Source organism: Phocaeicola coprophilus DSM 18228 = JCM 13818, assembly GCF_000157915.1.
Classification (GTDB): domain Bacteria; phylum Bacteroidota; class Bacteroidia; order Bacteroidales; family Bacteroidaceae; genus Phocaeicola; species Phocaeicola coprophilus.
In genome coordinates, this window is the sequence record NZ_EQ973646.1 from 162,104 (window position 1) to 170,712 (window position 8,609).

The following is an 8,609-nucleotide window of genomic DNA, read 5'->3' on the forward strand; positions in this document are numbered from 1 at the left end:
GAGAATCCCTCAGATTTTTACGTTGATCCATGATTTCTTTATAACACTCGACCTGAGCCTTCTGTTATTTCCATTATACCCCATATATTTGATTTAATTATATAAAAACACCCAACTTTACATTTTAGGGTGTAAAATTGGGTGTTTGTTTTGTAAATCTTTGATTTTCAAAGTTTATTGCGGAGAGACAGGGATTCGAACCCCGGGTGCCTCGCAGCACAACGGTTTTCAAGACCGCCGCAATCGACCACTCTGCCACCTCTCCAAAACTCTTTTTGAGAGTGCCTTGTTTCTCAAAGGCGATGCAAAGGTACGCATTATTTTGGAATCTGCAAATTTTTGGAGTCTTTTTTGCTTATTTTTTTTCAATATGCCCTCAATGTCGTACCTTTGTACACGTAAAATGAATTGATTTTTTAGGAAAAAACATGATATATCCTCAGAACTTTGAACAGAAAATAGGGTTCGACCAGATCCGGCAACTGGTGAAAGGCAAATGTCTCAGTACGCTGGGTATGGAACGAGTAGATGAAATGGCGTTTTCGGATGATTACCGCGAAATAGACAGACGGCTCGAGCAGGTTATGGAGTTTATCAGTATCCTGCAGGGAGAGGACGATTTTCCCAGCCAGTATTTTTTTGACGTGCGTCCTTCCTTGAAGCGGATTCGTGTGGAAGGGCTTTACATGGATGAGTCGGAATTGTTTGACTTGCGCCGTTCTCTGGAAACAATACGTGACGTGGTACGCTTTCTCCGTCAGACGGATGATGAGGAGGACGAAGAGGCGCATTCGCCTTATCCGGCTCTTTATGAACTGGCAGGCGAAGTGATGGTTTTCCCGATACTGATTGCGCGTATCAATGATATATTGGACAAGTTTGGCAAGGTGAAGGATAATGCTTCTCCAGAACTGCTTCGCATACGCCGTGAACTGGCTGCTACGACAGGAAGTATCTCCCGAAGTCTGAATTCTATTCTTCGTACGGCTCAGGCGGAAGGGTATGTGGAGAAGGATGTGACGCCGACCATGCGCGACGGACGACTGGTGATTCCGGTGGCTCCCGGTATGAAAAGAAAGATCCGGGGAATCGTTCATGATGAGTCGGCCACCGGAAAGACCGTGTTTATTGAACCGGCAGAAGTGGTGGAAGCCAACAACCGCATCCGCGAACTGGAGGGTGAGGAACGCAGGGAAATTATCCGTATCCTGACGGATTTCTCGTCTGTTGTACGCCCGCATGTACCGGCTTTGCTTCAGTCGTATGAGTTCCTGGCCGAAGTTGATTTTATTCGTGCCAAGGCTTTGTGGGGAATGGAAACGGGAAGCGGAAAGCCGTCTTTGGAAGAACGGCAGGTGGTTGACTGGTTTGATGCCGTTCATCCGCTCCTGCAGATTTCTTTGGCCAAGCACGGAAAGAAAGTGGTTCCGCTTGATATCGAGCTGACCCGTGAACAGCGCATTCTGCTGATTTCTGGTCCGAATGCCGGAGGTAAGTCTGTTTGTCTGAAGACGGTGGGGCTTTTGCAATATATGTTGCAATGCGGTATGCCTGTTTCCATGAACGAACGGAGTCATGCCGGTGTGTTCCGTCATATATTCATTGATATCGGTGACGAGCAGAGCATCGAAGATGACCTGAGTACTTACTCATCGCATCTTACCAACATGAAGAACATGATGAAGTATTGCGACGGGCAGAGTCTGATTCTGATTGATGAGTTTGGAGGTGGTACGGAACCTCAGATTGGCGGGGCAATAGCTGAAGCTGTGCTGAAGCGTTTTAACCAGAAAGGAACGTTCGGAGTCATTACGACCCATTATCAGAACCTGAAACATTTTGCCGAAGACCATGAAGGAGTGGTCAACGGAGCCATGTTGTACGACCGTCATGAAATGCGTGCCCTGTTTCAGCTTCAGATAGGAAATCCCGGAAGTTCGTTTGCGGTGGAGATTGCCCGTAAGATCGGTCTTCCGGAAGATGTCATAGCCGATGCCTCAGAAATTGTAGGTAGCGAATATATTCAGAGTGACAAGTATTTGCAGGATATTGTGCGTGACAAGCGTTACTGGGAAACCAAACGCCAGAATATCCGCCGGCGTGAGAAGCAGATGGAGGAAACCATAGCCCGATATGAGCGTGAACTGGAGGAACTGGACCGAAGCCGGAAGGAGATTCTTAAGAAGGCGAAGGAAGATGCCGGCCGCTTGCTGGAGGAATCGAATGCCCGGATTGAAAACACCATCCGTACGATCAAGGAAGCACAGGCCGAGAAGGAACGTACCCGTGAGGTTCGTCAGGATCTGGCGGATTTCCGACGTCAGGTGGAAGAAGCGGACAAGGCGGCTATGGAAGAGAAGATAGCCCGCAAGATGGACCGTCTGCGCGAGAAGCAGGAACGCCGGAAGGAACGTAAGGAGAGACAGGGAAATGAACCCTCGGTGCAGCCGGTTGTGAAAATCAAACCGATTGGTGCGGGAGATTATGTACGGATCAAGGGGCAGACCAGTGTAGGGCAGGTGATGGAACTGAACGGAAAGAATGCCGTGGTGATGTTCGGACTGATGAAAACCAATGTGAAAGCTGACAGACTGGAACGGGCGGATGCTCCCAAGCAGACAAATACAATGGCCAAGGCCACTTTTGTAAGCAGTGAAACGCAAGACCGGATGTATGAAAAGAAACTGAATTTCAAGCAGGATATTGATGTCCGGGGTATGCGGGGCGATGAGGCTGTTCAGGCGGTGACTTATTTCATTGATGATGCGATACTGGTAGGCGTGAGCCGTGTGCGGATTTTGCATGGAACGGGTTCCGGAATTCTTCGTACACTGATCCGGCAATATCTGGCAACAGTTCCCGGAGTTGCTGACTTCAAGGATGAACATGTACAGTTCGGAGGGGCCGGTATTACCGTAGTTGATTTGAAGTGATGAGAAAATAACCGCTTTGCCGGTTTTTACAAAACAAAGTCGTATATTTGCATGCTTTTACACCTTAATATATTTATAAGACAATGAAATCTATCAGAGAATTATACCGCATCGGTACCGGTCCGTCGAGTAGCCATACTATGGGCCCTCGCAAAGCTGCCGAACAATTCCTGGCCAAACATCCTGAGGCTGCTTCTTTTCAGGTAACGCTTTATGGAAGTCTGGCTGCAACGGGAAAAGGACATATGACAGATGTCGCTATTCTGGATACTATCCAGCCGCATGCTCCGGTAGAGATTCTTTGGAAACCGCATATTTTCTTTCCTTTCCATCCCAACGGAATGACGTTCAAGTCGCTTGATGAAAAGGGAAAGGTGACAGACGAATGGACCGTGTTCAGCGTGGGTGGAGGAGCTCTGGCTGAAGAAGGTCACGACAGTCTTTCCACTCCGGAAGTGTATAACATGAATAGCATGAGTCAGATTCTTTACTGGTGTGAACAGACTGGACGAAGCTATTGGGAATATGTGGAGCAGTGTGAGGGAAAAGAAATCTGGGATTTCCTGGCAGAAGTATGGGAAACCATGAAGGCGGCTATCAAGCGTGGTCTGGATGCCGAAGGGGTGTTGCCCGGTCCTTTGAACCTTCGCCGGAAAGCTTCTTCCTATTATATACGTGCCAAAGGTTATAAGGATAATCTTCAGTCCCGTGGTCTGGTTTTTGCCTATGCGCTTGCGGTCAGTGAAGAAAATGCCTCAGGTGGAAAGATCGTAACGGCTCCGACATGTGGTGCATGTGGAGTGGTTCCTGCCGTATTGTATCATCTGCAACAGAGCAAGGATTTTAGTGATGCGCGTATTCTTAGAGCGCTGGCTACGGCCGGACTTGTGGGAAACGTGGTTAAACACAATGCTTCTATTTCCGGTGCGGAAGCCGGTTGCCAGGCAGAGGTGGGAGTTGCTTGTTCAATGGCTTCGGCTGCTGCCAGCCAGTTGTTCGGAGGCAGTCCTTCGCAGATTGAGTATGCTGCTGAAATGGGACTGGAGCACCATCTGGGAATGACCTGTGATCCGGTGTGCGGATTGGTGCAGATTCCTTGTATTGAACGTAATGCTTATGCTGCTGCCCGTGCGCTGGATGCAAATATCTATTCGGCATTTACGGACGGACGTCATCGGGTTTCGTTTGATAAAGTAGTGGAAGTGATGAAGCAGACCGGACATGACCTGCCTTCTTTGTATAAGGAGACCAGTGAAGGGGGATTGGCCAAGAATTACCAGCCGATGGAGTAATTCGGATGAAACTTTGAGTATTTGAATAATGAAACAATATAAAGCTTATCTGTTTGATTTTGACTATACGCTTGCGGATTCTTCCCGGGGAATCGTGAAATGTTTCCGGAATGTGCTGGAGCGTCATGGGTATAAAGGGATAGAGGATTTCACCATCAAGCGTACGATCGGAAAGACGCTGGAGGATTCTTTCTCTATTCTGACTGGCGTTACGGATGCTTCTGTGCTGGAAACTTACCGGAAGGAGTATGTGAAGGAAGCCGATCTGTATATGACTGTAAATACGTTTTTGTTTCCGGAAGTGGCTGATACATTGCTCGCTTTGAAGAAGCAGGGAGCAAAGATCGGTATTATCTCTACGAAGTATCGCTACCGGATTATGGAACTGATGGGGCAGAAGCTTCCGGAGGGCATTCTGGATATTGTGGTAGGCGGAGAAGATGTGACTGCTCACAAACCTTCACCTGAGGGATTGTGTCTGGCCTTGGAGAAGTTGGATGTTCAGGCGGAAGATACCTTATATATAGGAGACAGTATCGTGGATGCAGAAACGGCCCAGGCGGGACATGTGGATTTTCTGGGTGTATTGCACGGTATGACTTCCCGTGAAGAACTGGAAGCTTATCCTCATGTTGAAGTGGTAGCCGATTTGAAGGCGTTGCTGAATCATTGAGAAGAAAAATACATTTAAGAAGAAAAATATCTTGAAATCTGTTGGTTGTGTCGGGAAAAAGTTCTAAATTTGCACCCGATTTGAGTCCGTGAAGGTAGAAAAGTGGTCACCTGGTGGATCCACCTTGCGGAAGAAACCCGTTTAATATAAAATAAAAATGTACGTAATTGTAGAAATTAACGGTCAGCAGTTTAAAGCTGAAGAAGGCAAGAAACTGTTTGTTCACCACATTCAGAATGCTGAAAACGGTGCAACTGTTGAATTTGACAAAGTTTTGTTGGTAGACAACAACGGTAACGTAACTGTAGGTGCTCCTACCGTAGAAGGTGCAAAAGTGGTATGCGAAGTTGCTTCTCACTTGGTTAAAGGTGATAAAGTATTGGTATTCCACAAGAAGAGAAGAAAAGGTTACAGAAAACTGAACGGTCATCGTCAGCAGTTTACTGAATTGACTATCAAACAAGTTATTGCTTAATCATTAAAAACGTAGAAGAAAATGGCACATAAGAAAGGTGTAGGTAGTTCTAAGAACGGCCGTGAATCAGCTAGTAAGAGATTAGGCGTAAAGATATTCGGTGGTGCAGCTTGCAAGGCTGGTAACATTATTGTTCGTCAAAGAGGAACAGTTCACAATCCGGGCGAAAACGTAGGTATGGGTAGTGATCACACTCTTTACGCATTGGTAGACGGTACTGTATGTTTCAAGAAAGGTCGTGAAGACAGAAGCTATGTTTCTGTAATCCCTGCTGAAGCATAATCCGTTTCGAAAAAGAAAAAGGAAAGAGCTGTCCGAATTATACTCGGATGGCTCTTTTTGTTTATCTGACTAATTAGCTGAAAAAATAGTATGAAAAAGCATAAGAAATGGTTTATAGCTCTCGGCGTATTTATTCTTTTGATGATTGGTGGCGGTTGTACTCTGGCAAGCTTGCTTCTTGACCGTCCGTTTCGTATTTCCGGGCCGACCTTTTTGTATATAGACAACGATGATACAATGGATTCTGTATGTGTGAAGATGGAGAAAGAACTTCAGGCTTCTTCTCTGACAGGATTCCGCCTGCTGTCCTCGGTGTATGGTTATAAGGAGCATATCCGGACAGGAGCTTATCGCATAATTCCTTCAGAAAATATTTATAAAGTCTTTATCCGTCTGGAGCGCGGACATCAGACTCCGGTAAGGCTGGTGTTGCCCGGTGTGCGTACTCTTGACAGGCTGGCGCGGAGTGTGTCCCGGCAGATTATGGCTGATTCGTCGCAAATAGCCAGGTTACTGGATGATACAGTTTACTTGAAGGAGCTGGGATTTACCCGCGAAACTCTTCCTGCTTTTTTTATTCCCAATACTTATGAGGTTTATTGGAATATGACGGCTTTGGATTTTATGAAACGGATGCAGAAGGAATACAAGCGGTTCTGGAATGCAGAACGTGTGGCGAAAGCACAGGAAGTTGGGCTTACTCCGGTAGAGGTCGCAACATTGGCTTCTATCGTAGAAGAGGAAACTGCCAATAATACCGAGAAGCCGGTAGTTGCGGGGCTTTATTTGAACCGCTTGCGGATAGGCATGCCTTTGCAGGCCGATCCGACCGTCAAGTTTGGCCTGCAGGATTTTGGGTTAAGAAGAATTCTGCATAAGCATCTGGAAACAGATAGCCCCTATAATACTTATAAATATGCCGGCCTGCCTCCCGGTCCCATCCGGATACCTTCCGTTGTCGGACTGGAAAGTGTATTGAATTATCAGAAGCATGATTATTTGTATATGTGTGCCAAGGAGGATTTCTCGGGTACGCATAACTTTGCTTCAACACTTTCGGCGCATCAGGCAAATGCCCGGCGCTATCAGATGGTTTTGAACCGTGCAGGTATTATGCGCTAAATGCAGTCTGGGCTTCTAATTGTTTATGAAGTGTGCATTCGTATGTGCGTTGCTTGTATTTGGATACAATTTGTCGTTTGTAGCAGATTTATTTGAACAACAGGTTGTCTGTTAGGATACTTTTATATAAATTTGGCGAAACTTTAAATTAGAAAGCAATTATGAGCAATAAGCAGAAGAGATTCCTCCTTCCCGAGGATGAGATACCAAGATACTGGTATAATATTCAGGCAGACATGAAAAACAAACCTTTGCCTCCATTGAATCCGCGTACAAAAGAACCGCTGAAACCTGAGGATCTGTATCCGATCTTTGCTGAAGAGTTGTGTCGGCAGGAATTGAATCAGACAGATGCCTGGATCGAAATACCGGAAGAAGTGCGTGAAATGTATAAGTATTATCGTAGTACTCCGCTGGTGCGTGCTTATGGACTGGAAGAGGCTTTGGGAACTCCGGCTCATATTTACTTTAAGAATGAAAGTGTCAGCCCGATCGGATCGCATAAATTGAATTCAGCCCTGGCACAGGCTTATTATTGCAAAAAAGAGGGTGTTACGAATGTTACGACAGAAACTGGTGCCGGACAATGGGGTGCAGCCCTTTCCTATGCTGCCAAAGTGTTTGGACTGGAGGCTGCGGTTTATCAGGTAAAGATCAGCTATGAGCAGAAACCGTATCGCCGGAGCATTATGCAGACATTCGGTGCACAGGTCACTCCTTCACCTTCTATGTCAACCCGTGCTGGAAAGGATATTCTGACACGCACTCCTAATCATCAGGGATCATTGGGTACGGCTATCTCTGAGGCTATTGAGCTAGCTCGTACAACTCCCAATTGTAAATATACTTTAGGATCTGTCTTGAGTCATGTAACACTTCATCAGACAGTCATTGGGCTGGAGGCAGAAAAGCAGATGGAAATGGCTGGTGAATATCCGGATGTAGTGATAGGTTGCTTCGGTGGTGGTTCTAACTTTGGCGGTATCTGTTTTCCTTTTATGCGTCATACTATCTTGGAAGGTAAACAAACCCGTTATGTTGCCGCTGAACCTAATTCATGTCCTAAGTTGACCCGTGGTAAGTTCCATTATGATTATGGAGATGAGGCCGGGTATACTCCATTGCTTCCGATGTTTACGCTGGGACATAATTTTGCGCCTGCTAATATTCATGCAGGAGGTCTCCGTTATCATGGTGCCGGGGTTATCGTATCTCAGCTTTTGAAAGATAAATTGATGGAGGCTGTTGATATTCCTCAATTGGAAACATTTGATGCCGGTTGCTTGTTCGCACGGGCGGAAGGTATTATTCCGGCTCCGGAATCATGTCATGCCATAGCAGCGGCGATTCGTGAGGCTAATAAATGCAAGGAAACAGGAGAAGAAAAGGTTATTTTGTTCAATTTGTCCGGACATGGATTGATTGATATGAGTGCTTATGATCAGTATTTATCAGGAAACTTGATGAACTATAGTTTGGAAGATGAAGAGATCGAGAAGAATCTGAAAGATATTGAGCTTTTGTAAGGAAAATGATTTGATCTTTTATTTAATTGTAAATAAGAGTGTTATCGGGAGTTCTGAAGAACTCCCGATATTTTTTTTATAAAAAAAGTTCTCCAAATGCTTGCAGATTCAAAAAATAGTCGTACCTTTGCACCCGTGATTGAGAAACACCTCAACACAAAGCAAAGGATGGCCCGTTCGTCTATCGGTTAGGACGCAAGATTTTCATTCTTGAAAGGGGGGTTCGATTCCCCCACGGGCTACCAAAAGTCACTTCTTGTATGGGAAGTGACTTTTTTTATTGCCTTTTCCAGCGCGGAAGTTGCG

At 45.9% G+C, this 8,609-nt stretch carries 7 protein-coding genes and 2 tRNA genes; 8 read left to right on the forward strand and 1 reads right to left on the reverse strand.

Going from position 1 to position 8,609, the window contains the following annotated elements:
- Positions 1-180: 180 nt before the first annotated feature.
- A tRNA-Ser gene (locus BACCOPRO_RS12675) sits at positions 181-265 on the reverse strand.
- 163 nt (positions 266-428) lie between these two features.
- Between BACCOPRO_RS12675 and BACCOPRO_RS12680 the strand changes: the two genes are divergently transcribed.
- From BACCOPRO_RS12680 to BACCOPRO_RS12715, 8 genes are all read left to right on the forward strand, one after another.
- Positions 429-2,933: an endonuclease MutS2 gene (locus tag BACCOPRO_RS12680; protein ID WP_008144275.1), complete on the forward strand. Its 2,505-nt coding sequence runs from the start codon at positions 429-431 to the stop codon at positions 2,931-2,933.
- A gap of 83 nt (positions 2,934-3,016) precedes the next feature.
- A complete protein-coding gene (locus BACCOPRO_RS12685) occupies positions 3,017-4,225 on the forward strand; it encodes an L-serine ammonia-lyase (protein ID WP_022277541.1) in 1,209 nt (402 codons plus the stop codon).
- A gap of 28 nt (positions 4,226-4,253) precedes the next feature.
- Positions 4,254-4,898: an HAD-IA family hydrolase gene (locus BACCOPRO_RS12690; RefSeq protein WP_008144281.1), complete on the forward strand. Its 645-nt coding sequence runs from the start codon at positions 4,254-4,256 to the stop codon at positions 4,896-4,898.
- 157 nt (positions 4,899-5,055) lie between these two features.
- On the forward strand, positions 5,056-5,373 hold the full coding sequence (gene rplU, locus BACCOPRO_RS12695; protein ID WP_008144282.1) for a 50S ribosomal protein L21: 318 nt from the start codon (positions 5,056-5,058) through the stop codon (positions 5,371-5,373).
- A 21-nt stretch (positions 5,374-5,394) separates the two neighbouring features.
- Positions 5,395-5,655, forward strand: coding sequence for a 50S ribosomal protein L27 (gene rpmA / locus BACCOPRO_RS12700; RefSeq protein WP_008144285.1), 261 nt, complete (start codon positions 5,395-5,397; stop codon positions 5,653-5,655).
- 90 nt (positions 5,656-5,745) lie between these two features.
- Positions 5,746-6,777, forward strand: a complete 1,032-nt coding sequence (gene mltG / locus BACCOPRO_RS12705) for an endolytic transglycosylase MltG (protein WP_008144286.1) — start codon at positions 5,746-5,748, stop codon at positions 6,775-6,777.
- Between the two features lie 161 nt (positions 6,778-6,938).
- Positions 6,939-8,303, forward strand: a complete 1,365-nt coding sequence (locus BACCOPRO_RS12710) for a TrpB-like pyridoxal phosphate-dependent enzyme (RefSeq protein ID WP_008144288.1) — start codon at positions 6,939-6,941, stop codon at positions 8,301-8,303.
- Positions 8,304-8,473: 170 nt separating this feature from the next.
- Positions 8,474-8,548 (forward strand) — tRNA-Glu (locus BACCOPRO_RS12715).
- The last annotated feature ends 61 nt before the right edge of the window (positions 8,549-8,609 follow it).